This is a genomic window from Kitasatospora sp. NPDC101155, from assembly GCF_044768305.1.
In the GTDB taxonomy this organism is placed as follows: Bacteria; Actinomycetota; Actinomycetes; order Streptomycetales; family Streptomycetaceae; genus Kitasatospora.
The window spans coordinates 125,736-150,759 of the sequence record NZ_JBIWPN010000013.1 but is presented as its reverse complement, the minus strand read 5'-3'; the positions used below and the strand labels follow the sequence as shown (position 1 = coordinate 150,759).

The following is a 25,024-nucleotide window of genomic DNA, read 5'->3' as shown; positions in this document are numbered from 1 at the left end:
TCTGGTCACACCTGCGCAAGACCGAACCGCCACGCGCCCCCGGTGCGCCACCACGCGCGCCGGGGGCGCGCCGTCGGTGCCCTGCTCTACCCTGCCGCCATGGTGACGTTCGACGAGTTCCGCGCGATGGCCCTGGCCCTGCCGGAGTCCGCCCAGGAGCCGACCTGGGACATCGAGACCCTGCGGGTCCGGCACAAGATCTTCGCGATGGGCGCGCCGGAGAGCGGGAGCGTCACCGTCAAGGCCTCCCCCGAGGACCAGGCCGAGCTGCTCGCCGCCGAGCCCACGGTGTTCTCCTTCGCCCCGTACGTCGGCCGGCACGGCTGGGTGCGGGTCCGGCTGGACCTGGTCGACCCGGAGGAGCTGGACGACCTGGTCACCGAGGCCTGGCGGCGGACGGCGCCCAAGCGGCTGGTGCGCGAATTCGACGCCCGGCACGCCGGTTAGCGGCGTCGGAACGGCCACATAGGGACGTCAGGAGGACACCCCCGGTTCATGTGATCCATCCCACAGTTTGGGCGTGTCCGTCACCCTCCTGTGACCTCTACGCTTGCGCAGGGAAGTCAGCAAATCCAATCGCACCCTCCGGGCACCGCCCGAGAAACGGTGACGGGCCCAAGGGAGTTGGTGCGGTGCGCAACCGTCGACGCTGGAAGCGCGTACTGATCGGGGCGTTCGCGGGTTGTGCCGTGCTCGCCGACGCCGGCGCCTCCGCAGCCGCGGCCGCAGTCTCCTCCGAGCAGCTGGCGATCTCCACGCCCCCGGCCGGCAGCGCCGCCTGGATCCAGGACCACACCTTCGGCCGCACCCTGCCCGACCCGGCCACCACCAGCCCGGCCGACGCCGCCGCCTTCTTCGCCTCGCTCGCCCCCACCGAGCTGGACCGGCTGATCAAGGACTACCCGCTGGTCGTCGGCAACTACGATGGCGCCCCGCTGGACCTGCGCTACCGCGCCAACCGGATCGCGCTGGCGAACGAGCGCGACGCCGCCCGGGTCCGCGCCCAGGACAAGAAGCTGGACGCCGACACCCGCGCGCTGGCCGTCTCCCGCGCCAACGACGTCGAGCACCTGCTCAGCCCCGGCCGGCAGATCCTGGCCTTCGACCCGCGCGGCCGCGGCCTGGTCACCGAGGTGTGGGGCGACCTCGCCGACGCCGAGCGGATCTCCGTGATCGTCCCCGGCTCGGACGCCGACCTCGGCCACTTCGACCAGAGCGCCGAACCGCTGCGCTCCCCGGCCGGCATGGCCCGCGCCCTGTACGGCGAGGAACAGCGCCAGGCCCCGGGCACCCGTACCGCCGTGATCGCCTGGACCGGTTACGTCACCCCCTCCGGCCTCGGCCCGGACGCCGCCACCTCCCGGCTCGCCGACGTCGGCGCGCCCCGGCTGGAGCGACTGCTGGCCGGCCTCAAGGAGACCACCCGCCCGGACGCGCCCCCGGCACTGCTCTGCCACTCGTACGGCTCGGTGGTCTGCGGCACCGCCGGCCCGAAGATCCCGCGCGCGGCCGCCTCGCCGTCCGACACCTCGGGCATCACCGACATGATGGTGTTCGGCAGCCCCGGCATGGGCGTGCAGGGCGCCGCCGAGCTGGGCACCGGCGTGCACGTGTGGGCCACCCGCAACCCCAGCGACTGGATCGGCAAGGTCCCGTTCCTGGAGGTCGGCAAGCTCGGCCACGGCGCCGACCCGACCGGCGACGGCTTCGGCGCGGAGCAGATCTCCTCGGCCCGGGCGTCCGGCCACAACGGCTACTTCAGCGACGGCACCGACAGCCTGCACAACTTCGCGGCGATCTCGCTCGGCGACTACCCGGACGTCGTCCGGACCACGCCCAACTCCTGAGCCGGCCGGGGCCCACGAGCCAGGGCCCGGGAGCCGGACCCTAGTCCTGGTACAGCCGCAAGGCCTCCGCCGCCGACCTGGCCAACTCGCGCCGGGCGGTCGGCGGGGCCAGCACCTCGACGTCCGCACCGAAGGCCAGCAGCGAGCGGACGGCCGCCGGGGACGAGAAGGCCATCGCCAGCTCGACCCACTCCTCGGCCGGCCCGGTCCCCGCCTCCGGGGGCAGCTCCGCGATCCGGCTGCCGTGGATGCGCAGGAACATGTCCAGCCGCCCGCGCCGGACCCGCACCCGCACCGGCAGCTCCTTGGGCACCCGCTCCACCTGCTCGCGCAGGACCGCCCATACCTCGCCGAGCCCCACCCCCGTGCGCCGCCGCACCGTCTCCTCGGTGGTCTCGGCGGCCAGCACCCGGTCGGCCCGGAACAGCCGCGGCTCGGCGTGCAGATCGGCCACCAGGTACCAGACCGAGGCCTTGCTGACCAGCCCGTACGGATCGACGGTGTAGTCCACCGGCGCGGGCGTGCCGCTGTGCCGGTAGCGCAGCCGCAGCCGCCGGTCGGCGAACACCGCGTACTGCAGCTCCCCCAGGTCCGGTCCGCTCCCGGCGCCGGGCTGGGCGCCCTGCATCCAGCGGGCCGGGTCGACCAGGATCCGCTCGCTGACCCGCTCGGCCGCCGGGCGGTGCGGGGCGGGCAGGGCCGCCATCACCTTGCGCAGCGCCGAGCCGAGCGCGCCGTCCAGCCCGAGGTCGCTGTGCGCGCCCTGGGCGGAGAGCACGAACAGTGCCCGGGCCTCGTCCGCCGTCAGCCCGGTGACATCGGTGCGGTATCCGGGCAGGAGGTTGATGCCGCCGTGCCGGCCGCGCTCGGTGAACACCGGCACCCCGGCCGCGGAGAGCGACTCCACGTCCCGGTAGATGGTGCGGACGGACACCTCCAGCCGTTCGGCGAGCTCGGTGGCGGGCACCCGGCCGCGGGTCTGGAGCAGCAGGAGGATCGAGAGCAGGCGGTCGGCCTTCATGGCACAAGAATCCCAGTAATCATGACGGCACTTGTCAGGTTTTACTGGGAGATTGCGTTCCGAGCCCGAGAGGCTCGAAAAACCGCACCGCACAAGGGAGCTGACCACCCGTGAACGTCGTCCAGGACGCCCGCCCGCAGTACCTGCTCGCCCTCGGCCAGCTGGAGAAGCTGTTCGCCGTGATCACCCCGGCCGAGCTCGACCGGCCCACCCCCTGCGAGGAGTTCACGCTGCGCCAGCTGCTGAACCACGTGGTCGGCGGCATCCACCGCTTCGCGTACATGGGCGAGGGCGGCCGCGCCGAGGACGTCCTGCCCGGCATCGTGGACCCGTCGGACGAGGGCTGGTCGGCCGCGCTCGCCCGGGCCGGCGCCCGCGCCACCGCCGCCTGGGCGGACGACGCCAAGCTGGGCCGCCCGACCTTCGCCCCCTGGGGCGAGGCGCCCGGCGGCATGGTGGTCGGCGGCTACGTGATGGAGGCGACGACCCACGCCTGGGACATCGCGAAGTCCCTGGACAACGGCTTCGTGCTGGACGACGGGCTGGCGCACACCGCGCTGGCCATCGCCGAGGTCGCCCTGCCGGCCGAGAGCCGGGTCGAGGGCGTCCCCTTCGCCAAGGTGCAGCCGGTCGCCGAGGACGCCGACGTCCACACCCGGCTGGCGGCCTGGATGGGCCGCACGGTCTGAGCCGGACCTCGCGGCAGCGCGGGCCCGGGGGGGGTGACGGCTCCCCGGGCCCGCGCTGCCGCCACTCCCGCGCTACTCCCGCCCGACGAAGGTGAAGTTCATGTCGGGGTAGCGGCCGCCGGCCACCTGCGCCGACACCGGCTCCAGCAGCGCCAGCTCCTCCGCGGTGAGCCGCAGGGTCGCCGCCGCGGTGTTCTCGGCCAGCCGGACGCGCTTGCGGGTGCCCGGGATCGGCACCACGGTCAGTCCGTGCACCTCGGACCGCTGCTGCACCCAGGCCAGCGCGACCTGGGCCATCGTCACCCCGCGGGCCGCCGCGATCTCCCGCAGCGGGGCGAGCAGTTCGCCGTTGGCGACGGCGTTCTCGCCGGTGAACCGCGGCTGGGTGCGCCGGGCGTCGTCCGTCGAGAGCTGCTCGGCGGCCCGGAACGAGCCGGCCAGGAAGCCGCGCCCGAGCGGCGAGTACGACACGAGGGCGACACCGAGCTCCGCCGCGGCCGGCACCACCGCCCGCTCGATGTCCCGGGCGAACACCGACCACTCCGACTGCAGCGCGGCGATCGGGTGGATCGCGTGCGCCTCGCGCAGTTCGGCCCCGGTCACCTCGGACAGGCCCAGGTGACGCACCTTGCCGGCCGCGACCAGCTCGGCCATCGCGCCGACCGACTCGGCCAGCGGCACGGCCGGGTCGCGGCGGTGCATGTAGTAGAGGTCGATCTCGTCCACGCCGAGGCGGCGCAGCGAGGCGTCCACGGCGGCCCGGACGTACGCCGGGTCGTTGCGGATGCCGCGGTGGGTCGGGTCGTCCTCCTTGCGCTCGATGGCGAACTTGGTGGCGAGCACCACCTTGTCCCGGTTGGCACGGACGAAGGGGCCGATGAACTCCTCGTTGCGGCCGTAGCCGTAGGCGTCGGCGGTGTCGAACAGGGTGACACCTGCCTCCAGCGCGGCGTCCAGGGTGGCGAGCGCCTCGTCGGAGTCGGTCGGGCCGTAGAAGTCGCTCATGCCCATGCAGCCGAGGCCCTGGATGCCCACCAGCGGGCCGGCGGTGCCGAGTTCGGCGGTGGGGAGGACGGGGTGAGTCATGCGCTCTGCTCTTCCTCTACTCGGTAGTACTGGCATTGGACGGGAGCACCGACGGTGTCGACGATCTTCCCGGCGTAGAGATCGATCTTGTAGTCGAGGACGGCGAGGGTGGCCTGGAGGTCCGCGATCTTCTGCCGGACCTCCTCGCGCTGTGCTTCCAGCAGCTGCCGCCGCTCCCCGTAGGTCTGTTCGCCGCGGCGGGCCATGTCGACGTACTTGAGCATGTCCGCCACCGACATCCCGGTCAGCCGCAGCCGGCCCAGGAAGGCCAGCCGGTGCAGGTCGCCGTCGCAGTAGCGGCGCTGGCCGCCGACCGCGCGGTCGACCGGGTCGAGCAGACCGATCCGCTCGTACCAGCGCAGGGTGTGGGCGGTCAGCCCGCTGGCCGCGGCGACCTCGCTGATGGTGTGCCGCGGGGTCCGGTCCGGATCGCCGACCGGGCGGTTGAACACCTCGGAGCAACTGCGCAGCCGGCCCTCGACGAGCGCGGGTGTGGCCATTGATCGTTCCCCCTGTCCTGTGCGACGGCGATGACGCTACCGAGTTGGAGTGCACTCCAAGCAAGCCTGTCAGCCTGGTGCCCCCGCCACCCGGTTTCCGCTCGCACTAGAGTCAACAGCATGGAGAGCTTGCGGATGATCGAGAACTGGCCCGTGCCCCACGCCGCCGCGGCGGTGGTCCGGGGTTCGGACGGCGCGGTGCTGGGCGCGCACGGACCGCAGCAGCACCTCTTCCCGCTGGCCTCGGTGACCAAGCTGCTCACCTCGTACGCGGCGCTGATCGCGATCGAGGAGGGCGTGTTCGAGCTGGACGACCCGGCCGGCCCGCCCGGTTCGACCGTGCGCCACCTGCTCGCCCACACCTCCGGCCTCGGCTTCGACGAGGACCGGGTCTTCGCCGAGCCCGGAAACCGCCGGCTCTACTCCAACGCCGGTTTCGACGCGCTCTCCCGCGCTCTGTCCGAGGCCGCCGGGATCGAGTTCCACCGCTACGTCGCCGAGGCGGTGTTCGAGCCGCTGGGCATGCACGACACCCTGCTCAACACCGCGCACAAGTCCCCGGCCGGCGCCGGCGGCCTGTCCACGGTGGCCGACCTGACCCGCTTCGCCGCCGAGCTGCAGTCGCCCAAGCTGCTGGACCCGTCCACCGTCCGGCAGGCCACCCGCGAGGTCGCCTTCCCCGGCACCAGCGGCGTGCTGCCCGGCTACGGTCACCGCCGCCCGAACGACTGGGGCCTCGGCTTCGAGATCCGCGACGGCAAGAGCCCGCACTGGACCGGCACCGCCAACTCCCCCGGGACCTTCGGCCACTTCGGCCAGTCCGGCACCTTCCTGTGGGTCGACCCGCAGGCCGGCGTGGCCTGCATCGCGCTCACCGACCAGGACTTCGGGCCCTGGGCCGTCGAGGTCTGGCCGGCCCTGTCCGACGCGGTGCTCGCCGAGCTGAACGGCTAACCGTACGAGACCGGCGAGTGCATCTCCCAGAGCAGGAGTTCGGCGCCGGTCTCGCCCGCCGTCGGGTCGGCGAAGGCCTCGCCGGTGATCCGCACGCTGTCGCCCGGGACCATCGACCGCCCGCCGCCCTTGGGCCCCGGGATCGTCCGGTAGCCCAGCGAGCCGGCCGTCAGGTGCGCGTACCGCCAGGGCGCCTCGGGCAGTCGCGGCAGCGGCTGCCACGGCCCGGCGACGGCCAGCCAGAGCGCGGCGTCGCTCCGGCGCAGCCGAAGGGCCTGCGTCCCGGCGTCGCGCTCCAGCCCGGAGGCAAGCAGCGTCAACCCGCCGTCCGCCGGTTCCACCTTGTGCAGCCCGTACGCCGGGGCGGCGTCGAACTCGTCCGGCTGCAGCCACATCTGGACGAAGCGCACCGGCCCGGTGGCGCCGCCGACGTTGCGCTCGGTGTGGGTCACGCCGGAGCCCGCGCTCAGGTGCTGGATCATGCCCGGACGCACCACCCCGCTGTGGCCGTGCGAGTCCCGGTGGGCGAGCGCGCCCTCCAGTACCCAGGTGAGGATCTCGGTGTCCCGGTGCTTGTGCTCATCGAACCCGGCGCCGGGGGCGAGGAGTTCCTCGTTGCACGCGAGCAGCGCGCCGAAGTGGGTGTTCTTCGGGTCGTAGTGGCCGGAGAAGGAGAACGCGTGTCGGGTCTCGACACCCTCGGCGGGGGCGGAGCGGTAGCGCTCGGCGGTGCGGCGCAGGTCGGCGCGGGGGCGTTCAGGAGCGTCGGTCACGCGCTCCACCGTAGCCTGCTCGTCGGCTCGCTCCGGGCGCTCCGGACCCGGTGCCGACGTTCCACGCTCCGGCGCTCCTTCGTCGCTGGTCGCTCCTCGCTTTCGGCACCGGCGCGCCCTCCGACTCGCGGTTGTGACTCTTGCCACCGCACCTGAGCGCCGGGGGTTGTGCACGAGCAGTCACTCACGTGAGGCAGTCTTGTCCTTGTGCCAGCCGTTTCCGCGAACTCCCAGAGCGAACCCAGTCCCGCCGTACCCGAACCGACCGGCAAGAGCCCGGCCGCCCGGGCCGGCCGCGACCGCCCCGGCCGGGCGGCGCCCCGCCTGACGGCCCAGGAGCGCAGAAACGCCGCCGAGCGGGCCGAGCGCCGGGCGGCGACGCTCAAGCGGCTGGAGAAGTCCTCCGGCAAGCTGGCCAGCGCCGCGATCGCGCGGATGGACGACCAGCTCGGCTGGTACCGGCGGATGCCGCCGGAGCACCGCTCCTGGATCGGCCTGGTCGCCCAGGCCGGTATCGCCGCCTTCACCGAGTGGTACCGCCACCCCGACGCCGCCCAGGCGATCTCGACCGACGTCTTCGGCACCGCCCCGCGCGAGCTGACCCGGGCGATCACCCTGCGTCAGACCGTCGAGCTGATCCGCACCACGATCGAGGTGATGGAGGAGGCCATCGAGGAGGTGGCCGCCCCCGGCGACGAGGCGGACATGCGCGAGTCCGTGCTGGTCTACGCCCGCGAGATCGCCTTCGCCACCGCCCAGGTGTACGCCCAGGCCGCCGAGGCGCGCGGCGCCTGGGACGCCCGGCTGGAGGCGCTGGTGGTCAACTCGCTGCTGTCCGGCGACGCCGACGAGGGCGTGCTCTCCCGCGCCGCGGCACTGGGCTGGGGGCAGCCCAGCCAGGTCCGGGTGGTGATGGGCAGCGCTCCGGACGGTGACAGCGAGCTGGTGGTCGAGGCGATCCGCCGGGCCGCCCGGTACGCCAAGCTGAACGTGCTGACCGGGGTGCTGGGCAAGCGCCTGGTGGTCGTGGTCGGCGGTGACAAGGAGCCGGTGCACGCCGCCCGGGCGCTGATCGGCCAGTTCGCGCCGGGCCCGGTGGTGATCGGCCCGACCGTGCCGGACCTGCTCTCGGCGACCCGCTCGGCGCACGCCGCCGCGGCCGGCCTGCGCGCCTGCGCCGCCTGGCCGGACGCCCCCCGCCCGGTGCTGGCCGACGACCTGTTGCCCGAGCGGGCGCTGGCCGGGGACCAGGCCGCCCGGCAGCAGTTGGTGGAGGAGATCTACACACCGCTGGACGAGGCCGGCTCCGCGCTGCTGGAGACGCTGAGTGTCTACCTGGAGCAGGCGTCCTCCCTGGAGGGTGCGGCCCGGATGCTCTTCGTCCACCCCAACACGGTGCGCTATCGGCTACGACGCGTGACCGACGTCACGGGCTACGCCCCCTCCGACGTGCGTTCGGCGTTCACTCTGCGGATCGCACTGGCCCTCGGCCGGCTGACCGCAGCCGGGGAGCCCAGCTGAGCCGGGGTGTAGGGACCATACAATCCCGGATGGTTTTCTTCGTTACCGTCGCCTACCCGCCCCTGGGCGCCTGGCGAGAGAGGGTTGAACCGTGCTCGTAATCGTCGCCCCTGGACAGGGTGCCCAGTCCCCCGGATTCCTCAGCCCCTGGCTGGAGCTCGACGGTGTCGCCGACCGCCTGCGCGGCTGGTCGGAGGTCGCCGGGCTCGACCTGGTGCACGCCGGTACCGAGGCGTCCGCCGAGGAGATCAAGGACACCGCCGTCGCCCAGCCGCTGCTGGTCGCGGCCGGTCTGGTGACCGCCCGTGAGCTGTTCCCGGACGAGGACGTCGCCCGCAAGCTGGTCGGCGCCGTCGCGGGCCACAGCGTCGGCGAGATCACCGCCGCGGCCGGTGCCGGGGTGCTGAGCGCCCGGGACGCGCTGACCTTCGTCGGCGAGCGCGGCCGGGCCATGGCCGAGGCCGCCGCCGTCACCGAGACCGGCATGATCGCCGTGCTCGGCGGCGACCCCGAGGTCGTCGCGGCGAAGCTGGCCGAGCACGGCCTGACCGCGGCCAACAACAACGGCGGCGGCCAGATCGTCGCGGCCGGCACGCTGGCCCAGCTGGAGGCCCTGAAGGCGGACCCGCCGGCCGGCGCCAAACTGGTCGCGCTGAAGGTGGCCGGTGCCTTCCACACCGAGCACATGGCCCCCGGCGTCGAGCGGCTGGCCAAGCTGGCCCCGACCCTGACCGTGGCCGACCCGCAGGTCCGCTACGTCTCCAACAAGGACGGCGAGGTCGTCGGCTCCGGTGCCGAGGTCCTCGATCGCCTGGTGTCGCAGGTCTCCAACCCGGTCCGCTGGGACCTCTGCATGGAGACCCTCGGCCGGCTGGGCGCGACCGCCGTGATCGAGCTGTCCCCCGCCGGCACCCTCACCGCTCTGCTCAAGCGCAACCTCAAGGGTGTGGCCACGCTCGCCCTGAAGACCCCCGCCGATCTGGACAAGGCCCGCGAGTTCGTCGCGGAGCACGGCGGTCAGGACCAGCCGGACCAGGAGGACCAGGCATGACGAAGCCGCAGATCCGTCCCGCCAGCGGCGCGCAGTACTCCCGCATCCACGGTGTCGGCGGCTACCGGCCGGTCCGGGTCATCCCCAACTCCGAGGTGCTGGAGTGGATCGACTCCTCGGACGAGTGGATCCGCACCCGCAGCGGGATCGCCGAGCGCCGCTGGGCCGGCCCGGAGGAGTCCGTCTCCGAGATGTCGGTACAGGCCGCCGGCAAGGCCATCGCGCAGGCCGGGATCGCCCCCGAGCAGATCGGCGGCGTGATCGTCGCGACCGTCTCGCACCTCAAGCAGACCCCCGCGATCGCCACCGAGATCGCCGAGCGGCTCGGCTGCGGCACCGCCCCGGCCTTCGACATCTCGGCCGCCTGCGCCGGCTTCGGCTACGGCCTGGGCCTGGCCGACGGCATGATCCGCGGCGGCAACGCCGAGTACGTGCTGGTGATCGGCGTCGAGCGGCTCAGCGACCTGACCGACAAGTCCGACCGCTCGACCGCGTTCATCTTCGGCGACGGCGCCGGCGCCGCGATCGTCGGCCCCTCCGACACGCCGGGCATCGGCAAGCTGATCTGGGGCTCGGACGGCTCGCAGGCCGACGTCATCAGCCAGACCCAGGCCTGGGACACCGCCTTCGCCAAGCCCGACGCCGTCAACGGCCAGGGTGAGGAGCAGAAGTGGCCGGCCCTGCGGATGGACGGCCAGCCGGTCTTCCGCTGGGCGGTCTGGGAGATGGCCAAGGTGGCCCAGCAGGCGCTGGACGCCGCCGGGATCACCGCCGACCAGCTCGGTGCCTTCATCCCGCACCAGGCCAACATGCGGATCACCGACGCCATGATCAAGGCGCTCAAGCTGCCGGAGTCGGTGCCGGTCGCCCGCGACATCGCCGAGACCGGCAACACCTCCGCCGCCTCCATCCCGCTGGCGATGGAGCGCATGCTGGAGAGCGGCGAGGCCCACAGCGGGGACCTCGCCCTGATCATCGGGTTCGGGGCGGGTCTCGTGTACGCCGCGGCAGTCGTTACGCTCCCCTAGGCGCGTTTCGCCCCACCCATCCACAAGCCTGTGTTCGGCCGCCGGTCGGACACGCTCAACACCCGAAGAGGAGCAGCCAGTATGGCTACCAAGGACGAGGTCCTGGAAGGTCTCGCCGAGATCGTCAACGAGATCGCCGGCATCCCGACCGAGGACGTCCAGCTCGACAAGTCCTTCACCGACGACCTGGACGTCGACTCGCTGTCCATGGTCGAGGTCGTCGTGGCCGCTGAGGAGCGCTTCGACGTCAAGATCCCGGACGACGAGGTCAAGAACCTGAAGACCGTCGGCGACGCGGTCGACTACATCATCGCCAACGCCTGAGCGATCGACTCGTTCGAGTCGTCCAGCCCGTCCGGCGCGAGCAACGCCTCGGACGGCTGACCCGTCGGCCCGGCTCCCCGAGCCAGGCCGACCCGCCGGCCGGGACGCCCCACCGGGCGCCCGGCCGGGCCCTTCCCCGGCTCGCCGCCGACCCCCCGCACGAAACGTGAAAGAAGAGAAACCAGTGACCGCTGAAAACCGTACCGTGGTCGTCACGGGTATCGGCGCCTTCACGCCGCTGGGCGGCGACGCCGCCACCACCTGGGAGAACCTGGTCGCCGGGCGCTCCGGAGTGGCGGCCCTGACCGAGGAGTGGGCCCAGGACCTGCCGGTCCGGATCGCCGCGCGCACCGCGGTCGAGCCGGGCGAGATCCTGCCCCGCCCGCTGGCCCGCAAGCTGGACCGTTCCGCGCAGTTCGCGCTGATCGCCGCCCGCGAGGCCTGGGCCGACGCCGGCTACGAGACCCCGGCCACCGACGAGTCCTCCAAGCTCGCCCCCGAGCGCCTGGGCGCGGTCATCGCCTCCGGCATCGGCGGCGTGACCACCCTGCTCGACCAGTACGACGTGCTGCGCGAGAAGGGCGCCCGCAAGGTCTCCCCGCACACCGTCCCGATGCTGATGCCCAACTCCCCGGCGGCCAACGTCGGTCTGGAGGTCGGCGCCCGCGCCGGCGTGCACACCCCCGTCTCCGCCTGCGCCTCCGGCGCCGAGGCGATCGGCTACGCGATCGAGATGATCCGCACCGGCCGCGCCGACGTCGTGGTGGCCGGCGGCACCGAGGCGGCGATCCACCCGCTGCCGATCGCCGCGTTCGCCAACATGATGGCGATGTCCAAGAACAACGACGACCCCGAGCGCGCCTCGCGTCCGTACGACAAGGCCCGCGACGGCTTCGTCCTGGGCGAGGGCGCCGGCGTCGTCGTGCTGGAGACGCTGGAGCACGCCGAGGCGCGCGGTGCCCGGATCTACTGCGAGGCCGTGGGTCAGGGCCTGTCCTCGGACGCCCACCACATCGCCCAGCCCGAGCCCACCGGCGCCGGCGTGGCCCGCGCGCTGGCCGACCTGTTCGAGCGCAACGAGCTGGACAAGGCCGAGATCGTGCACGTCAACGCGCACGCCACCTCGACCCCGCAGGGCGACACCGCCGAGCTGAAGGCGCTGCGCAAGGAGCTGGGCGAGGACCTCGACCACATCTACGTCTCGGCCACCAAGTCGATGACCGGTCACCTGCTGGGCGGCGCCGGCGGCATCGAGACCGTCGCCACCGTACAGGCCCTGTACCACCGGGTCGCCCCGCCGACCATCAACGTCGACGAGCTGGACGACGAGGTGGACGCGAAGATCGTGCGCGAGGCCACCCCGCTGCCCGAGGGCCGGATCGCGGCGCTGAACAACTCGTTCGGCTTCGGCGGCCACAACGTGGTGCTGGCCTTCCGCACCCGCTGACCGCACAAGTCAACAGGGGCCGGCGCTCTCCGCGAGCGCCGGCCCCTGCGTCGTTCCTCCGGGCTCAGACCACCTGGTGCAGCCAGCGCACCGGCGCGCCCTCGCCCGCGTAGCGGAAGGGTTCCAACTCGTCGTCCCAGGGCTTGCCCAGCAGCCGGGCGATCTCGGCCTCCAGGTCGGCCCCCTCGCTGCGGGCCCGCAGCAGCACCGCGCGCAGCCGGTCCTCGGGGATCAGGATGTCGCCGTGGATGCCCGTGACGGCGTGGAAGATGCCGAGCGAGGGCGTGCTGCTGTACCGCTCCCCCTCCGCCGTGGCGCAGGGCTCGCTGGTCACCTCGTACCGCATGAGCTGCCAACCGCGCAGCGCCGAGGCGAGCTTCGAGGCCGTACCGGGCTCCCCCTGCCAGGAGAGCTCGGCACGCCAATGCCCGGGTGCGGCCGGCTGGCGGATCCAGTCCAGGCTCACCCGCACACCGAGCACCCCCGCGACGGCCCACTCGACGTGCGGGCACAGCGCGCGGGGCGCGGTGTGGATGTAGAGAACTCCACGTGTCGTCACCGGGACCTCCAGGCTGTGGACGAGGGTCGCCTTCCCCAGCTGCCTCGTGCCTGCAGTTGATCCGCAGTTACCCACGTTAGCCGACATTAAGCTACTAAATTGAGCAAAACGGACAGGCTTTCGCTCAATGCTAGTCGAATCCTCAACGAGGTCTACCCTTCGGCCGGATCTCTCCCCCGAACGGCCCCATCGCCAGGCGGAACCACCGTACCGCGCAGCGCCGCAGGATGGATGACGCACTTTCGGATCCGACCGGAATGCGGTAGTGCGGCCGGATCCCCTGCGCCGTGCACGCGAACCGCCCCGCGCGCCCGGCGGGGGCGGCGGGGCGGTCAGCCATCCTGACGGAGAATCAGCCCTCCAGGCGGACAACCATCTTGCCGGTGTTGACGCCGCGCAGCAGGTCGATGAAGGCCTCGGCGGCGTTCTCGAAGCCGTCCACCACGGTCTCCTCGGTGCGCAGCTCGCCGGACTTCAGCCAGCCGGCCACCTCGGTGACGAACTGCGGCTGCAGGGCGGCGTGGTCGCGCACCAGCATGCCCTCCAGGCGCAGCCGCTTGCCGATCGCCATCGCGAGGTTGCGCGGGGCGGCGGGCGCGGTGGTCTCGTTGTACTGGGCGATCGCGCCGCAGAGCACCGCGCGGCCGTGCACGCCGAGCGCGCCGATGGCGGCCTCCAGGTGGTCACCGCCGACGTTGTCGAAGTAGAGGTCGATGCCCTCCGGGGCGGCCTTCGCGAGCTGCTCGGCGACCGGGGCGTCCTTGTAGTTGAAGGCGGCGTCGAAGCCGTACTCGTCCACCAGCTTGGCGACCTTCTCCGCGGAGCCGGCCGAACCGACCACCAGCGAGGCGCCCTTGAGCCGGGCGATCTGGCCGACCAGCGAGCCGACCGCGCCGGCCGCGCCGGAGACGAAGACCTTGTCGCCCTCCTTGAGGGCGCCGACGGCGAGCAGGCCGGCGTAGGCGGTCAGACCGGGCATGCCGAGCACGCCGAGGTAGGCGGAGAGCGGGGCGGCGTCCGGGTCGACCTTCACGGCGTTCCCGGCGTCCAGGGTGGCGTACTCGCGCCAGCCGAGCCCGTGCAGCACCGCGTCGCCCGGGGCGAAGCCCTCGGCCTCGGAGGCGACGACGTAGCCGACCGCGCCGCCGTCCATGGCCGCGCCGAGCTGGAACGGGGGCACGTACGACTTCACGTCGTTCATCCGGCCGCGCATGTACGGGTCCACCGAGAGGTGGGTGTTGCGGACCAGGATCTCGCCCGGGCCGGGAGTCCGGACCGGGGCCTCGACCAGGGCGAAGTCGGTGGGCGCCGGCCAGCCCTGCGGGCGGGCGGCGAGGTGCCATTCACGGGCGGTGGCGGGGACGGCCTGCTCTGCCATGGAGGTGCTCCTCGGAGGGGGGTTTCGGCAGGTGAAAGGTTGAGCAACTGAAGTAACGATGGACATGAAAGGTTCACCTTGTCAACTTTTCAGGTAGACTCTGGGGCATGGACACCCAGTCGACCCAGGTCGCCACGCCGCAGTCCGACGAGATCACCCGCGAGGTCGTCGATCTGATGGCCAACCTGGTCGCGCTCTTCCACCGCGAGTACGAGGAGGCCGCGGCCGCCCGCTCGCTCACCGGTGCCCAGGCCAAGGTGCTCGCCCTGCTGCGGCGCGGCCCGCTGCCGATGCGGCAGATCGCCCAGACGCTCAGCTGCGAGCCGTCCAACATCACCGGCATCGTCGACCGGCTGGAGGCCCGCGGCTTCGTCACCCGGGAGGCCGACCGGCAGGACCGCCGGGTCAAGCTGGTCGCCGCCACCGACACCGGCGCGGCCGCCTCCGAGGAGCTGCGCGAGTCGCTCAACTTCGCCCGCGAGCCGCTCGCCGCACTCGGTCAGGAGGAACGCACAGTGCTGCGCGACCTGCTCCGCCGGATGCTCACCGGCGCCTCCGGCCCCGGGGCGTGACCAGCATCACAGCCCCGCGGGCCGATTGCCCCACCCCCCGGGGGTAACCGAACGGCCTTCCGGAACGTCTAACGTTCGAACACCGAACGCGAGATACCTGAAGACGGGGGGCACGGAGGATGAGCAGCAGCACGCGCCGGCGCCGCTACCTGCGGACCGCCATCGGCCTGGCCGCCGTTCTGGTGCTGTCGGTCGTGGGGGCCGGAGCCTGGTTCTACCACAGGCTGGACAGCAACATCACCACCTTCGACGCGGGCGGCGTCGCCACCGAGCGCCCGCCCGCCCCCGTCCCGGTCTCCCCCGGCGCCCAGGTGCCGGTCAACGTGCTGCTGCTGGGCTCGGACACCCGGGACGACGGCAACAGCGCGCTGGGCGGCGGCGAAGAGGGCGTCGGCAACTCGGACACCGCGATCCTGGTGCACGTCTACGCCGACCACAAGCACGCCGTCGGCGTCTCGATCCCCCGCGACACCCTGGTCACCATCCCGTCCTGCAAGCTGGCGGACGGCACCTGGAGCAAGCCGCGCAACGACCAGATGTTCAACTCGGCGTTCAGCGTCGGCCTGCTCCCCAAGGGCAACCCGGCCTGCACCCAGAACACCGTGGAGGCGCTCACCGGGCTGCGGATCGACCACACCGTCGTGGTCGACTTCAAGGGCGCCGCCGCGATGGCCGACGCCCTCGGCGGCGTGGAGGCCTGTGTGCCCAACGACGTCAACGAGTACGGCATCCGCCTCAAGAAGGGGCTTCAGAAGCTCTCCGGGCAGTCCGCGGTGGACTACCTGCGGGCCCGCCACGGCATCGGCGACAACTCCGACATAGGCCGGATGAAGCGCCAGCAGGCCTTCCTCTCCTCGATGATCAAGAAGGTGCAGGACCAGGGCTTCTCGCTGCCCACCCTGCTCCCGCTGGCCGACGCCGCCACCAAGTCGCTCACCGTGGACGAGGGACTCGGCACCGCGATGAAGCTGGTGGACTTCGCCCGCTCGGTGGAGGACGTCAAGCTCTCCGACGTCACCTTCGTGACCGCCCCCTGGCGCTTCGCCGGGGAGCGGGTGCGGCTGGTCCAGCCGGACGCCGACACCCTGTGGAAGCTGCTGCGGGAGGACCGCACCCTGGACGGGCAGGTCACCGCCGGCACCGGCGCGGCCGCCTCCCCCACCCCGACCGCGAGCCCCACCGCCGCCGCCGCGCCGCTCACCCCCGAGCAGGCCGCCGCCCCGATCACCGTGGTCAACGGGGTCGGCACCGCCGGGCTGGCCGGCTCCGGCGCGCAGACGCTCAAGGGGCGCGGCTTCCAGAACGTCGTGCTCGGCGCCAACAACCCCGGCAAGCAGCAGACCGAGATCGGTTACGACCCGGCACAGAAGGCCGTCGCCGACCAGGTCGCGGCGCTCTTCCCCGGGGCCCGTACGGTCGAGGAGCCCGGCGCGGACTCCGTCACCGTCACCCTCGGCGCCGACTACCAGCCGGCCGGCGCCACCCAGCCGAACTCGGCGTCCTCGCCCTCGGCGGCGCCCACCACCGCGCCCAGCGGCACCACGCCCAGCGGCATCCCGACCGGCATAGCCGAGAACACCCGGGGCGCCGACACCGATCCGTGCGCCAACCTGACCTTCGGGTCCTGAGCCACTACTCCGGGTCCCGCAGGCCGGTGACCACGGCGGTCAGGCGGGTGCCACGCGGGAAGGCGCCCGCCCCGGCCAGGTCGGCCAGCGCGGCGAGCAGCTTGGCGACGTAGCGGCGCTCCACCGGGATGCCGTGGCGGCGCTCGAAATCCTCGGCGAAGAGGTCCAGTTCGGGCTGGACCTTGCCGTACCCGCCGCCGTGGTGGGCATGGTCGATCCGCCAGTTGTCGAACTCGCGCCCGTACCCGGCCCGGTGCAGCCGGGCGACCTCCGCCTCCAGGTAGCCCCCGCCGCCGCGCAGCACGGCCACCCCGAGCGCCCGCGCGCCCGGCGGCAGGCCCGCCGCGATGCCGGCCAGGGTGCCGCCGGTGCCGACCGGGCAGCAGACCACGTCGCGTTCGCCCAGGTCGGGCAGTTCGGCCGGGATCTCGGCCGCGCCGATTACGGCCAGCGCGTTGGAGCCGCCCTCCGGGAGCACCAGGCAGGGGCCCCAGCGGTGCTGCGGGGCCTGCGGACCGTACTCCCCCGCGGCCCGGCCGGTGGCCTCCCGGTAGGCGGCCCGGGTGAGGAACTCCAGTCGCATCCCGGACTGTTCGGCGGCCCGCAGCGACCAGTTGCGCGGCCGGTCGGCCAGTTCCTCGCCGCGCACCAGCCCGACGCTCTCCAGCCCGAGCGCGGCGGCGGCGGCGGCGACCGCCCGCAGGTGGGTCGAGTAGGCCCCGCCGAAGGTCAGCAGCCGGGTGTGGCCCCGCTCGACGGCGGCGGCCAGGTTGGGCGCGAGCTTGCGCCACTTGTTGCCGGGGACGGTCGGGTGCAGCAGGTCGTCCCGCTTGAGCCGCAGCTCCACCCCGGCCCGGGCGAAGGCCTCGTCGGTGCAGTCCACCAGCGGGGTCGGCAGCAGGGCTGAATCGAGCACCCGGCCAGCTTACGGGCCCCGGACGGCAGGCGGCCCGGCCGCCGTGGGGCAGCCGGGCCGGGGGCAACGTTCCCGGGCGGTCAGACCGCCCCACCGTCCGCGTGCCGCGCGGTGATGGCGCGGCGCAGGGCGCGCGGAACGGGGCCGGCCGCGGGTGCCAGCTTGTCGATCCGGGCCCGGCGCTCGCGCCGCCGACGCCAGGTCAGGACCGAGCCCAGCCGGGCCGCGTCGACCAGGGCCACCAGTGCGGCGTCCGCCGGGTCGACCCGGCTGAACGGGCCGCTCAGCGCCGACTCGATGCCCGCCGTCAGCGCCTTGCGCACCCGGGGCTCCGGAAGGGTGACCCGGGCGACCGGGAAGAGCCCGAGCAGCCGGTGCTCCTCGACCCGGATCCGGCCGGCGGCCGCGAGCCCGTCGCGGACCACCCGCACCGATCCCCGCTGGCGCCCGATCCAGCTCTTCCAGGTGCGCCGCCGCCCCTGGCGGATCTGCTCCAGCAGCGCGGCGGAGAGCGGGTCGAGCCCGTCGGTCGCGCCGTCGACGGGGGCCGGGTGCCGGCCGTCGTCACGGATCAGCCTGCGGCGGAGGAGCTCGGTGAGCGCCGCCGCCCGCAGGGCCAGATCGAGGTCGGTCGCGCGGGTGGGCCGCCCGCGCTCGGGGTCGTAGGCCAGCAGGTAGAGCTTCTCGGGCAGATTGACGGGCAGGTCCATCTCGGTCTCTCCGAAAGGTCTGTGGCGCCCGGCCCCTGCGGTCGGTCCTCGTCAGCCCTCGACGGGACCGCCGCTCTCCGGGCTCTCCTTGGGCGGTCGGCCGCGCCGGGGAAGCCGGGCCGCGCCGCTGGGCATCCGGCCGGCCTCGGTGAGGGCACGGCGGAGCACGAACTCGATCTGTGCGTTGGTGCTGCGCAGTTCGTCCGCAGCCCACCTGGCCAGCGCGTCGTGAACTGAAGGGTCCAGTCGCAACAGGATCTTCTTCCGTTCCGTCGCCAACGCCGCGCCCTTACTGGTAGAGGGAGCCCGTGTTCACGACGGGCTGGGTGCCCCGGTCGCCGCAGAGCACCACCAGGAGGTTGCTCACCATGGCGGCCTTGCGCTCCTCGTCCAACTCCACCACGTCGCGCTCGGCGAGCCGGTCCAGCGCCTCCTCGACCATACCGACGGCGCCCTCGACGATCAGCCGCCGGGCGGCCACCACGGCCCCGGCCTGCTGGCGCTGGAGCATCACCTGGGCGACCTCGGGCGCGTAGGCGAGCCGGGTGATCCGGGACTCGACGACCCGCACACCGGCCGATGCGACCCGGGCGGAGATCTCGGCGGACAGCTTGCGGGCGACCTCGTCCGCGCCGTCGCGCAGCGACAACTGCCCCTCGTGGTGGGCGTCGTACGGGTAGCTGGTGGCGATGTGCCGGACGGCCGTCTCGGTCTGGACGGCGACGAAGTCGGCGTAGTCGTCCACCTCGAACACGGCCATCGCGGTGTCCTCGACGTGCCAGACCACCACGGCGGCGATCTCGATCGGGTTGCCGTCCGCGTCGTTGACCTTGGTGGTCTCGGTCTCGTGGTTGCGGATCCGCAGGGAGATGTGCCGACGGCTGGTGAACGGGTTCAGCCAGCTCAGCCCCTCGGCCCGGATGGTGCCCCGGTAGTTGCCGAGCAGCTGGACCACCCGGGCCGAGCCGGGCGAGACCACCGTCAGCCCGCACAGCAGCAGCAGCGAGGCCAGCACCAGCACGGGCCCGGCGACCACCAGGGCGATGCCCAGGCCCTTGTTCCCGTCGGACACCTGGAACCCTCCGGTGATGACGGAGGCGAACCCGGCGACCAGGCCGAGCAGGGCGCCCCCGAGCACCGGCAACCCGGCTGCCCCGGTGATGATCCGTTCGGTGACCCTCGGGGCCGGAAGGTCGACGGCAGGGCCGTCCTCGACGGCGAAACGCGGTGTGGTCATGGGACCGACTCCCCCCTGTGCGATGTCCGCTGCGCGGGTGCCCGCTTCAGCTGTCAAAGTGATATCACTTTTTACGTGCAGCACGCCAGAGCCGGTACGAAAGCCGGACAGGAGTGGCCACTGGGGCGACGGAGGGCCGCCGGGGGCTCCGGGGCCGATGCCCACGGGAGGGTGAACTACGGCGCGCCCCCGCGCACGGCGCTGGCGGCCGGCAAGGCGTTCGCTGCCGGGGTGAAGGCGGTGCCGCAGACGGTGATCACGGTGCTGATCACCGCCGCCCTCGGGGGCGCGATGAACTGGAACCTGCTCCGATTGCCGGGGGTGGTGGTCGCGGCGGCGGTACTGCTCGGCTCGGCACTCTTCTCCTGCCCGCCGATGGCCATCGCCGGGATCGCGCTCACCCGCGACCGACTGATGGGCATCGGCCACCACGTGCTCTCCGCGCTCGACGTCCTGGTCAAGGGGATCAACAGCATCAACGAGGGGCTGCACGCCCACGCCGACAACCACACCGGCGCCGACAACAAGGCCAAGAAGGACATGTCGGCATGACCGGCGCCCAGTCCCGGTCGGGGGCGACGGATGGGTGAGTCCACGACGGCGAAGGCCGTCCGCAAGCTCACCGGCATGTGGTGGCCGGACGCCGATCCGGACAAGCTGCGCAAGGTCGCGGACGCGTGGGAGGCGATGGCCACCGCCATCGACAACGTCACCGTGCCCACCAACCAGGCCGCCGCGGCGATCGTCGCGAACAACCACGGTCCGGCCATCGACGCCTTCGGCAAGTTCTGGGGCCAGTACTACGGCGGCAAGGACAGCGCTGGCAAGGGCAAGGGCTGGCTCCCCGAAACCGCCGACGCCTGCCGCAGCCTGGCCAAGGCCCTGCGGGACTTCGCCACCGAGGTCGACAAGGCCATCAAGAAACTCGAAGAGGAAGCCGCGATCGTCGGCGCCACCCTCGTCGCCGGCACCGCGCTCGCCTTCTTCACCGCCGGCATCTCCGAGGGCATCGCCACGGGCGCCGCCGCCACCATCGTCGCCACCGCCACGGGCCTGGGCGTGACCGTCTCCTCGACCATCGCCACCATCGCCGCCACCGTCCTGGTCGGCGCCGCGTTCGGCGCCGTCGAGGCCATCACCGTCGACCTCGCCGTCGCCCAGCCGATCCGGGTCGAGTTCTTCGACGACGGCGGCTACAGCTTCAACGAGGCCCTCGACTCCGCCGAGACCGGCGGCGTCATGGGCGGCGCCGGCGGCGGCCTCGGCGCCGGCGGACGCGCCGTCGCCAACGCCGCCGAACGCGCCGAGAGCGCCTCGGTGGCCCTCGCCGGCCTCGCCAAGGTCGCGAACGCCGCCGACTCCCTCCCCGGCCGCATGGTCACCGGCGCAGGCCTCAGCTACGGCTACGACGCCGAGTTCAAGACCGGCCCCGTCGCGCCCCTCGACGTCGTCGTCGGCGCTGCCGGTGGCGCGACAGGACCAAGCGGACGTCCCGGCGACAACGCTCCACGCGGCCCGAGGCATGCCAAACCTGCTGAGCTACCGATGCCCGGCAAGGTACCGCTTGAGTACATTGAAGATCACCCGAGTATCGCGAAGGTGAAAACGGAGCTGGCACGCGTGCCGGCCGAGATCTTCAAAAAGGTCTGGGACCATCTGAAAGAGGTGCCAGGCGGCGGGGTCAGCGTCGGCCCCAGGCCCATCACGCAGCTTCCGGGCGGCTACCACCTCACCGGCGTCAACCCGGTAGGAGGCACTTCACCGGCAGAATTCATACCTGGTATGTACGTACCCGGCCAGCGTTGACTCCTGGTCAATTCAATTGCCGAGACGCCCAGTAGTGTTGCTGTCCATGAGTTCGGGCACGCGGTCGATGAAGTCTATGGCAATTTGAGCCGCCAGCCGGAGTGGCTGCATGTGCGACAGCAGGTCCTGGACCGGATCGGCGACAATCCACGTTTGGATGCGTACACCCGCCAGCCGCACGAGTACTTCGCCGAGGCGTTCAATCACTGGACTGCCAGGACGCTGAACAAATTCACCTACGGCGACCGCGAGGCGGCGCAGATTCTGGAGGAGTATTTTGAGCGAGCATTCTGAGCCGTACGAGGTCACCGATGAGCCCTACCACGTCACCGGGAACCCGACGCTCGACGCCAATGGCGTCACCATCTGGCAGCGGTACGGCGGAAGGGCCCCAGAGGGGTTCTTCTACGACGGGTGGCACAAGTTCGAGCCGGGGGACCCTCGCTACGACGAGCTGCTCCCGGCGGCACGGCAGAATCCGCAAGATGTCGAAGAGAGCACGGCCCCGGTCTACCCCGAGACCTTGGCCATCCTGAACGAGATGCAGCGCAAGACGCGGGAGCGGAACGCAGGGCAGTAGCAGAACCGTCGGCGCGCGGGGCCCGGGTGGCGGGCCGGGCTCCGCGCGGGAGGGCTCACGGGGCGGCGGGGGTCTGGGCGGTGAGGCCGGTGACGTCGACGCCCAGGCCGGCTCCGTACTCGACAACGGCGTTCTTGAAGCTGGTGTCGACCCGGCTCCTGGAGATGCCGGGGTAGGCCTTCTCGGCCTGGTTGAGGAGGCGTATTCCCAGGGCGTTCCCGGACCGGCTCGCGGCGATCACGGTCACGGTCGCGGCCTTCTTTTACGCGGGCGAGTCCGGTGAGATCGCAGTTCAGCCGGACGAGGATTCCCTTGTCGCTCCACGCGGCACGGTAGGCGTAGACGGTGCCCTGGTTGCGGAAGCCGTTCGGGAGGTATTTCCAGGGGATTCCGGTGCGGTTGACGAAGAGGATGGTATTGAAGACGTCGCGCAGGTCGACTTTCGCCGGCTGACCGGTAGGCCTGCGGTCGAGAGGTAGTACGTCCCTATGGCGCCCTTGGATCCTGGGCCAAGCTTGTGGATTACGGCAAACTCAACGCCGTGCTTGACTGTCAGGTTTTCGAGCTCCTGCACCGAAGGCCGTTCGGGGAGTGTCATGCACACCTGCACCGGCCCCGGCCTCACCGAGGGCCGCCATGGTGTGCACCGCGGACCTCGGTGCGGCCCGCCTGGGCCGAGGCGACCCAAGGGATTGCGCCGACTGGCCCACGGGGCGGAGCCGATCGACCCGCAAACGTGCTGCTCAGCCCCGCCGAACGTCAGCGTAACGTTCACATAACGTTCCCATGCGGGTGAACATCGGCGCGTGGCCACCGTCATCCGACGGTCATTCGCCTACAGTTCTCGCAGGCGGTTTCGACATTTCCGCAGGTCAGTGGCCTGCATAGCCCGACGGGGCATCAGATCGGGAGTGGGGCGGGTGGGACTCGAACCCACGACCAAGGGATTATGAGTCCCCTGCTCTAACCGGCTGAGCTACCGCCCCGGTTCGCCGCGCGCGCCGGTCGTCGGCCACGGCAGCAGCAGACGGCCCCGCGAGGCCGTCCCGGGCAGCATAGCCGGTCGATCACCCGTGGTGCGCGCCGGGGGCGTACCTGGGTGCGCGACGCGACGCTCCCCTGTGGGCGGCGCAGCCCGGCTGGCGCCGGGGGCCCGGTCCAGGGCAGCCTGGGCTGGTGACGATGCGTGGGACGGGAGCCGTGGCCGGGGCCCTGCTGCTGGTGCTCGCGGCGGCGGGCTGCACCACCGCGGCGCGGCCGGGCGGGCTCGCCCCGACCGTCACCTCGGCGCCGCCCTCCGCCTCGGCCTCCGGCTCCGTGGACACCCACGGCTGGAGCAGCAAGCGGCTCAAGGGCGCGGCCGGCAAGCACACCGGGGTCACCCGCACCGCCAAGCCCACCGTGCTCAACGGCCTGGTCGGGGCGGTGTTCACCCGCAACGCGGACGGCGACCACTTCTGCACCGCCAGCGTGGTGGACAGCGCTGGGCTCAACCTCATCGTCACCGCCGCCCACTGTGTCTGGGACCCGAAGCTCGGCCAGCGCAGCGACCTGGTCTTCGTCCCCGGCTACCGCAGCGGCGACACCCCCAGCGGCGTCTGGCCGCTGCTGGCGGTCACCGTGGACGACGGCTGGAAGAGCGGCGCCGACCCGGACGTGGACGTCGCCTTCGCGGTCGTCCAGGCCCAGAACGGGCAGCAGGTGCAGCAGGTGCTCGGCGCCAACAAGCTGGGCGTCAACCGCGGCTACCAGGTCCCGGTGCGGGTCACCGGCTACCCGGGCAGCAGCGACGTCCCGATCACCTGCTCCAACACCACCACCGAGCAGAGCCCCACCCAGCTGCGGATCGACTGCCCCGACTACACCGGCGGCACCAGCGGCAGCCCCTGGGTGACCGACTTCGACCCGAACACCAGGACCGGCACCGTGGTCGGCGTGATCGGCGGCTACCAGGAGGGCGGCGACAGCCCGGACACCTCGTACAGCAGCTACTTCGGCGACCGGGTCCAGGCCCTCTACGACCGGGCCACCGGCTGAACCGGACCGGAATCGAACACCCGGCAGTGGCGCCCACGGGCACGGCCTGGTAGATCTTCCTCACGAACGGCGGAACGCACGGCCCGGGTGCCCGCCCCGAGGAACGAGACGGAGCCCCGGATGGCGCCCCGCCCGGTACCGCCCGCGCGTACGGCCAAGGCGACCGCGCTGGCCGCCCTGCTGCTGGCCGCCGGCACCGCGTGCGGCGGGCCGGACAAGCCGCTGAACGCGGAGGTCGCCCAGCCGAACCCGGCCCGCGACCGGATCGGCACCCTGTCCATCCACACCGCGCAGGGCCCCCGGGCGTGCACCGCGAGCGTGGTGCACAGCCCCGGGCGCAATCTGCTGGTCACCGCGGCGCATTGCGTGCAGAACCAGCGGGTCGGCCTGCTCGACGGTCTGGTGTTCACCCCCGGCTACCGCAACGGGTACACCCCGTACGGGACTTGGTCGGTGCAGTCGATCACCGTCGACCCGCGCTGGGCGCAGGACGACGACCCGGACTACGACGTGGCCTTCATCACCGTCCGCAGGGCCGACGGCCGGCAGATCGAGGACGCGGTCGGCGGCAACCCGCTCGGGACGGGCCAGGGTGTCGGGCTGGCGGTCTCGGTGACCGGCTACCCGAACGAGAGCGACGAGCCGATCACCTGCTCGGTGAAGACCCGCTCGCAGAGCTCCACCCAGGAGCGCTTCGACTGCGGCGGCTACACCGACGGCACCAGCGGCAGCCCGTGGGTCACCGAGAGCGGCACGGTGGTCGGCGTGATCGGCGGCTACCAGGAGGGCGGCGACAGCCCGGACACCTCGTACAGCGTCACCTTCGACCAGCGCGTCGCCGACCTCTACCGGAAGGCGACCACCTGAGCCGGAGGCCCCCGGCCGACCGAACGGGCGCCCGGCCGGGACGACAGCGGCCGGCGACGACGGTGGCCGGGGTGACGGACGCAACAGGGCCGCGACAACACGAAGGCCCCCCGGTCGTCCGAGGGGCCTTCGCTCTGAGCAGTCACCGGGCGGACCCGGTGCAGCTCCCGCAATTGGACTCGAACCAATAACCTGCCGATTAACAGTCGGCTGCTCTGCCAATTGAGCTATGCGGGATCGCGATACTCAACTTCCGTACCACGTACAGGAGGTGGGCTCCTGAGGAGCCTTCTCCTGAGCTCCCCCAATTGGACTCGAACCAATAACCTGCCGATTAACAGTCGGCTGCTCTGCCAATTGAGCTATGGGGGATCGGCTTCCGCTTCGGCTCCCGTTCCCCGGGCTCCTCGGCGCTCGCTGCGGGACATACATTAGCGCACTCGGGGGGGTGGTCCGCCAATCGCTTTCCCCGGCCGCCCCGGACCGCCGTCCC

26 protein-coding genes, 3 tRNA genes and 2 pseudogenes are annotated in these 25,024 nt (G+C 72.4%); 17 read left to right on the top strand and 14 right to left on the bottom strand.

From position 1 onward, the window contains the following. The first annotated feature begins 99 nt into the window (after nt 1–99). Nucleotides 100–447: an MmcQ/YjbR family DNA-binding protein gene (locus ACIRYZ_RS21385; protein WP_402946448.1), complete on the top strand. Its 348-nt coding sequence runs from the start codon at nt 100–102 to the stop codon at nt 445–447. Between the two features lie 185 nt (nt 448–632). Continuing rightward, nucleotides 633–1,847, top strand: a complete 1,215-nt coding sequence (locus ACIRYZ_RS21380) for an alpha/beta hydrolase (protein ID WP_393032365.1) — start codon at nt 633–635, stop codon at nt 1,845–1,847. Nucleotides 1,848–1,887: 40 nt separating this feature from the next. On the opposite strand, the gene ACIRYZ_RS21375 is transcribed toward ACIRYZ_RS21380, so the two are convergent. Beyond that, on the bottom strand, nt 1,888–2,868 hold the full coding sequence (locus tag ACIRYZ_RS21375) for a helix-turn-helix transcriptional regulator (RefSeq protein WP_402946307.1): 981 nt from the start codon (nt 2,866–2,868) through the stop codon (nt 1,888–1,890). 110 nt (nt 2,869–2,978) lie between these two features. On the opposite strand from ACIRYZ_RS21375, the gene ACIRYZ_RS21370 reads away from it, so the two are divergent. Further along, nucleotides 2,979–3,557 (top strand): TIGR03086 family metal-binding protein, encoded by a 579-nt coding sequence (locus ACIRYZ_RS21370; protein ID WP_402946305.1) that lies wholly within the window; start codon nt 2,979–2,981, stop codon nt 3,555–3,557. 72 nt (nt 3,558–3,629) lie between these two features. On the opposite strand, the gene ACIRYZ_RS21365 is transcribed toward ACIRYZ_RS21370, so the two are convergent. Together ACIRYZ_RS21365 and ACIRYZ_RS21360 are read right to left on the bottom strand one after the other, a co-directional pair. Then, on the bottom strand, nt 3,630–4,643 hold the full coding sequence (locus ACIRYZ_RS21365; RefSeq protein ID WP_402946303.1) for an aldo/keto reductase: 1,014 nt from the start codon (nt 4,641–4,643) through the stop codon (nt 3,630–3,632). Continuing rightward, a complete protein-coding gene (locus ACIRYZ_RS21360; RefSeq protein WP_393032353.1) occupies nt 4,640–5,143 on the bottom strand; it encodes a MerR family transcriptional regulator in 504 nt (167 codons plus the stop codon). The genes ACIRYZ_RS21365 and ACIRYZ_RS21360 overlap by 4 nt, the downstream gene beginning before the upstream one ends. A gap of 120 nt (nt 5,144–5,263) precedes the next feature. On the opposite strand from ACIRYZ_RS21360, the gene ACIRYZ_RS21355 reads away from it, so the two are divergent. After that, a complete protein-coding gene (locus tag ACIRYZ_RS21355) occupies nt 5,264–6,097 on the top strand; it encodes a serine hydrolase domain-containing protein (protein WP_402946300.1) in 834 nt (277 codons plus the stop codon). On the opposite strand, the gene ACIRYZ_RS21350 is transcribed toward ACIRYZ_RS21355, so the two are convergent. Next, nucleotides 6,094–6,870 (bottom strand): pirin family protein, encoded by a 777-nt coding sequence (locus ACIRYZ_RS21350; RefSeq protein ID WP_402946298.1) that lies wholly within the window; start codon nt 6,868–6,870, stop codon nt 6,094–6,096. The genes ACIRYZ_RS21355 and ACIRYZ_RS21350 overlap by 4 nt on opposite strands. Nucleotides 6,871–7,194: 324 nt before the next feature. Here ACIRYZ_RS21350 and ACIRYZ_RS21345 point away from each other — a divergent pair, with 324 nt between their 5' ends. From ACIRYZ_RS21345 to fabF, 5 genes are all read left to right on the top strand, one after another. Next, nucleotides 7,195–8,391, top strand: coding sequence for a PucR family transcriptional regulator (locus ACIRYZ_RS21345; RefSeq protein ID WP_387619686.1), 1,197 nt, complete (start codon nt 7,195–7,197; stop codon nt 8,389–8,391). A 91-nt stretch (nt 8,392–8,482) separates the two neighbouring features. After that, nucleotides 8,483–9,442 carry an ACP S-malonyltransferase gene (locus ACIRYZ_RS21340; RefSeq protein ID WP_402946296.1) on the top strand — a complete coding sequence of 320 codons (960 nt, stop codon included), beginning with the start codon at nt 8,483–8,485 and terminating at the stop codon, nt 9,440–9,442. Further along, nucleotides 9,439–10,470, top strand: a complete 1,032-nt coding sequence (locus tag ACIRYZ_RS21335; protein ID WP_393032341.1) for a beta-ketoacyl-ACP synthase III — start codon at nt 9,439–9,441, stop codon at nt 10,468–10,470. Before ACIRYZ_RS21340 ends, ACIRYZ_RS21335 begins: the two co-directional genes overlap by 4 nt. A gap of 81 nt (nt 10,471–10,551) precedes the next feature. Continuing rightward, the gene (locus ACIRYZ_RS21330; RefSeq protein ID WP_402946294.1) at nt 10,552–10,794 is read left to right on the top strand and encodes an acyl carrier protein; all 243 of its coding nucleotides are present in this window, start codon (nt 10,552–10,554) and stop codon (nt 10,792–10,794) included. Between the two features lie 184 nt (nt 10,795–10,978). Beyond that, a complete protein-coding gene (gene fabF / locus ACIRYZ_RS21325) occupies nt 10,979–12,241 on the top strand; it encodes a beta-ketoacyl-ACP synthase II (protein ID WP_402946292.1) in 1,263 nt (420 codons plus the stop codon). Nucleotides 12,242–12,305: 64 nt separating this feature from the next. Here the strand turns inward: fabF and ACIRYZ_RS21320 are convergent, their stop codons facing one another. Next, complete coding sequence (locus ACIRYZ_RS21320; RefSeq protein ID WP_359913089.1) at nt 12,306–12,800, bottom strand: DUF3145 domain-containing protein; 495 nt, start codon at nt 12,798–12,800, stop codon at nt 12,306–12,308. Between the two features lie 352 nt (nt 12,801–13,152). Continuing rightward, nucleotides 13,153–14,178, bottom strand: coding sequence for an NADP-dependent oxidoreductase (locus tag ACIRYZ_RS21315; RefSeq protein WP_402946289.1), 1,026 nt, complete (start codon nt 14,176–14,178; stop codon nt 13,153–13,155). A 107-nt stretch (nt 14,179–14,285) separates the two neighbouring features. On the opposite strand from ACIRYZ_RS21315, the gene ACIRYZ_RS21310 reads away from it, so the two are divergent. Both ACIRYZ_RS21310 and ACIRYZ_RS21305 read left to right on the top strand, forming a co-directional pair. Then, nucleotides 14,286–14,750 carry a MarR family winged helix-turn-helix transcriptional regulator gene (locus ACIRYZ_RS21310; protein WP_387619569.1) on the top strand — a complete coding sequence of 155 codons (465 nt, stop codon included), beginning with the start codon at nt 14,286–14,288 and terminating at the stop codon, nt 14,748–14,750. A 119-nt stretch (nt 14,751–14,869) separates the two neighbouring features. Beyond that, nucleotides 14,870–16,378 carry an LCP family protein gene (locus ACIRYZ_RS21305; RefSeq protein WP_402946287.1) on the top strand — a complete coding sequence of 503 codons (1,509 nt, stop codon included), beginning with the start codon at nt 14,870–14,872 and terminating at the stop codon, nt 16,376–16,378. Nucleotides 16,379–16,382: 4 nt separating this feature from the next. Here ACIRYZ_RS21305 and ACIRYZ_RS21300 read toward each other — a convergent pair whose 3' ends face one another. From ACIRYZ_RS21300 to ACIRYZ_RS21285, 4 genes are all read right to left on the bottom strand, one after another. Next, nucleotides 16,383–17,294, bottom strand: coding sequence for a 1-aminocyclopropane-1-carboxylate deaminase/D-cysteine desulfhydrase (locus ACIRYZ_RS21300; RefSeq protein ID WP_402946285.1), 912 nt, complete (start codon nt 17,292–17,294; stop codon nt 16,383–16,385). Nucleotides 17,295–17,374: 80 nt separating this feature from the next. Next, nucleotides 17,375–18,004 (bottom strand): GPP34 family phosphoprotein, encoded by a 630-nt coding sequence (locus ACIRYZ_RS21295; protein ID WP_402946283.1) that lies wholly within the window; start codon nt 18,002–18,004, stop codon nt 17,375–17,377. 51 nt (nt 18,005–18,055) lie between these two features. Then, complete coding sequence (locus ACIRYZ_RS21290) at nt 18,056–18,283, bottom strand: hypothetical protein (RefSeq protein ID WP_402946281.1); 228 nt, start codon at nt 18,281–18,283, stop codon at nt 18,056–18,058. A gap of 10 nt (nt 18,284–18,293) precedes the next feature. Further along, a complete protein-coding gene (locus tag ACIRYZ_RS21285) occupies nt 18,294–19,241 on the bottom strand; it encodes an SPFH domain-containing protein (RefSeq protein ID WP_402946279.1) in 948 nt (315 codons plus the stop codon). A 189-nt stretch (nt 19,242–19,430) separates the two neighbouring features. Between ACIRYZ_RS21285 and ACIRYZ_RS21280 the strand changes: the two are divergent. The 4 genes and pseudogenes from ACIRYZ_RS21280 to ACIRYZ_RS21265 form a co-directional block, all read left to right on the top strand. Continuing rightward, a pseudogene (locus tag ACIRYZ_RS21280) lies at nt 19,431–19,688 on the top strand (multidrug ABC transporter permease); the annotation flags it as partial. Between the two features lie 135 nt (nt 19,689–19,823). Next, entirely contained in the window at nt 19,824–21,047 is a 1,224-nt protein-coding gene (locus ACIRYZ_RS21275) for a hypothetical protein (RefSeq protein WP_402946277.1), read from the top strand. Between the two features lie 84 nt (nt 21,048–21,131). Beyond that, on the top strand, nt 21,132–21,341 hold the full coding sequence (locus ACIRYZ_RS21270) for a hypothetical protein (RefSeq protein ID WP_402946275.1): 210 nt from the start codon (nt 21,132–21,134) through the stop codon (nt 21,339–21,341). Next, nucleotides 21,325–21,627, top strand: a complete 303-nt coding sequence (locus ACIRYZ_RS21265) for a hypothetical protein (RefSeq protein WP_402946273.1) — start codon at nt 21,325–21,327, stop codon at nt 21,625–21,627. Before ACIRYZ_RS21270 ends, ACIRYZ_RS21265 begins: the two co-directional genes overlap by 17 nt. 91 nt (nt 21,628–21,718) lie before the next feature. On the opposite strand, the pseudogene ACIRYZ_RS21260 reads toward ACIRYZ_RS21265, so the two are convergent. Both ACIRYZ_RS21260 and ACIRYZ_RS21255 read right to left on the bottom strand, forming a co-directional pair. Continuing rightward, nucleotides 21,719–22,100 (bottom strand): annotated as a pseudogene (locus ACIRYZ_RS21260) (transposase); the annotation flags it as partial. Nucleotides 22,101–22,539: 439 nt separating this feature from the next. Then, nucleotides 22,540–22,613: transfer RNA gene (locus tag ACIRYZ_RS21255), tRNA-Ile, on the bottom strand. A 196-nt stretch (nt 22,614–22,809) separates the two neighbouring features. Here ACIRYZ_RS21255 and ACIRYZ_RS21250 point away from each other — a divergent pair. Both ACIRYZ_RS21250 and ACIRYZ_RS21245 read left to right on the top strand, forming a co-directional pair. Next, the gene (locus ACIRYZ_RS21250) at nt 22,810–23,664 is read left to right on the top strand and encodes a trypsin-like serine peptidase (protein ID WP_402946445.1); all 855 of its coding nucleotides are present in this window, start codon (nt 22,810–22,812) and stop codon (nt 23,662–23,664) included. Between the two features lie 120 nt (nt 23,665–23,784). Next, nucleotides 23,785–24,531: a trypsin-like serine peptidase gene (locus tag ACIRYZ_RS21245; protein WP_402946272.1), complete on the top strand. Its 747-nt coding sequence runs from the start codon at nt 23,785–23,787 to the stop codon at nt 24,529–24,531. A gap of 164 nt (nt 24,532–24,695) precedes the next feature. Here the strand turns inward: ACIRYZ_RS21245 and ACIRYZ_RS21240 are convergent. Further along, nucleotides 24,696–24,768, bottom strand: a tRNA-Asn gene (locus ACIRYZ_RS21240). A 62-nt stretch (nt 24,769–24,830) separates the two neighbouring features. Further along, nucleotides 24,831–24,903, bottom strand: a tRNA-Asn gene (locus ACIRYZ_RS21235). Between the last annotated feature and the right edge of the window lie 121 nt (nt 24,904–25,024).